1 protein-coding gene and 2 pseudogenes are annotated in these 2,156 nt (G+C 40.7%); 1 reads left to right on the top strand and 2 read right to left on the bottom strand.

Annotated features, from left to right (window positions below):
* On the bottom strand, window positions 1-165 hold a 165-nt coding region (locus BHE85_RS14025; RefSeq protein ID WP_047664789.1), incomplete at its 3' end, for an IS1 family transposase.
* Window positions 166-215: 50 nt separating this feature from the next.
* On the opposite strand from BHE85_RS14025, the pseudogene BHE85_RS14020 reads away from it, so the two are divergent.
* Window positions 216-1,889, top strand: a pseudogene (locus tag BHE85_RS14020) (glycoside hydrolase family 38 C-terminal domain-containing protein); the annotation flags it as partial.
* Here the strand turns inward: BHE85_RS14020 and BHE85_RS14015 are convergent.
* Window positions 1,824-2,156, bottom strand: a pseudogene (locus tag BHE85_RS14015) (IS1-like element IS1X2 family transposase); the annotation flags it as partial. The pseudogenes BHE85_RS14020 and BHE85_RS14015 overlap by 66 nt on opposite strands.

Here is a 2,156-nt window from a genome sequence, read left to right as displayed (position 1 = left end):
TTTCTGGTGCGTACCGGGCTGAGAGGCGGTGTAAGTGAACTGTAGTTGCCATGTTTTACGGCAATGAGAGCAGAGATAGCGCTGATGTCCGGCAGTGCTTTTGCCGTTACGCACCACGCCTTCAGTAGCGGAGCAGGAAGGACATCTGATGGAAATGGAAGCCACGCAAGCACCTTAAAATCACCATCATACACTAAATCAGTAAGTTGGCAGCATTACCCAATATTGATGGCTTACCTCATGTTGATTTCAGCCGTGTTGATAAGTTCTTCACTTACGCCGACGCTTTTCGCGAAAGCTTGCCCATTATTTCAGGTGAACTTTATTTCGAGGCTCATCAAGGGTGCTTTACATCAGAGTCAGCAACTAAAGCTCATAATCGAAATATGGAAAATAAATTACATGATGCTGAATTTTTTACAACTATTACTAATAATATGACATCAATTCTTCGCAGTGAGTTTGATGAAATATGGAAAGAGATGCTGACCTTGCAATTCCATGACATCCTTCCCGGATCATGTATTTCAAGAGTTTATCTTGAAACTGAAAAGGAATATATTAAACTAGAAGCAAAAACCGAGAAAATTATTTCTGATACGCAGTCTACTTTATTAAGTAAAATTGATACTTCTTCTTATAAAGATCCGCACATTTTATTTAATACCACCTGTTTTGCTCGTAACGAATGGATCAATATAAACAACAACTGGCTCAAAGCACGAGTAAACTCTTATGGTTATGCTGTGATTGATCCAAAGAATAAGATCGTAAATGGTCTGAAGGCAGAATCTCGAAGTATTGAAAATAATTACATTAAACTTCTTTTTTCAGAAAACGGTGATTTAATTTCGCTATATGATAAAAGATATGGTAAAGAATACATTACTGAAAATATGCACAGTGAGATCCGTGCATACCACGAAGATGCAGGTTTTTTCGCGGCCTGGGATTTTGCTTCAAATTATCGTGATGGGGAATCATATGTTTTACTCGCTGAAAAAATGACAACTGTAATCAGCGGGCCTAAAACTACGATGACGCTGATTTATCACTACAATTCCTCTTATCTTCGCTTCGCATTTACCCTGACACAGGACAGTCCACGCGTTGATGTCCAAACTTTTATTGATTGGCACGAACCTAATGTTTCTCTCAAAGTCAAATTCCCGGTGTCAGTACAAACATCTCTTGCACAATGTCAAATTCAGTTCGGTGTAATTGACAGACCAACGCATAGCGATGATTCGTTCGCTTTTGCCAAAGATGAAATACCAGCACATCACTGGGTCGACCTTTCTGATCGAGAAACTGGCATAGCTTTAATAGCAAAAAACAAATATGGCTATCGTGTCAAAGACCAGACGCTTGACTTAACTTTGCTGCGTTCGCAGCATAAACCTGGGGAAATTGTTAAGACAGACAATTATGATAATTTCCTGATTAATAATTTTGCAGATATTGGTAAACAAAAATTCATATTCTCCTTATTTCCTCATCATGGAGATTACCGTGTGGGTGGTGTTATTAATCAAGCCTATATAATGAATCATCCCTTACAGGTCGTCCCTGTCAAACCGCACCCGGGTGAATTACCCCCTTCACTATCATTTTTTGCTATCGATACTAACAGCGTTATCATCGAAACAATAAAATTAGCTGAAGACGGCGACGGTATAATCGTAAGATTATATGAGAGTCATGGATTAGAAATTTCAGCCATGCTTTCGTGGGTATGTAATTATCACTACGTTCAATATGTCGATCTTCAAGAAAATAAGTTAGATGACAGTTTTTATTGCAATCAAGGTAATGACTCCAACTTACTGATAGTGTTTTATGTTCAGATAATGCCCGATGACCTTGTCATGCAGCTCCACCGATTTTGAGAACGACAGTGACTTCCGTCCCAGCCTTGCCAGATGTTGTCTCAGATTCAGATTATGTCGCTCAATGCGCTGAGTGTAACGCTTGCTGATAACGTGCAGCTTTCCCTTCAGGCGTGATTCATACAGCGGCCAGCCATCCGTCATCCATACCACGACCTCAAAGGCCGACAGCAGGCTCAGAAGACGCTCCAGTGTGGCCAGAGTGCGTTCACCGAAGACGTGCGCCACAACCGTCCTCCGTATCCTGTCATACGCGTAAAACAGCCA

This window comes from Shigella sp. FC1567 (assembly GCF_001743015.1).
In the GTDB taxonomy this organism is placed as follows: Bacteria; Pseudomonadota; Gammaproteobacteria; order Enterobacterales; family Enterobacteriaceae; genus Escherichia; species Escherichia coli.
This window is presented reverse-complemented; position numbering and strand designations above follow the sequence as displayed.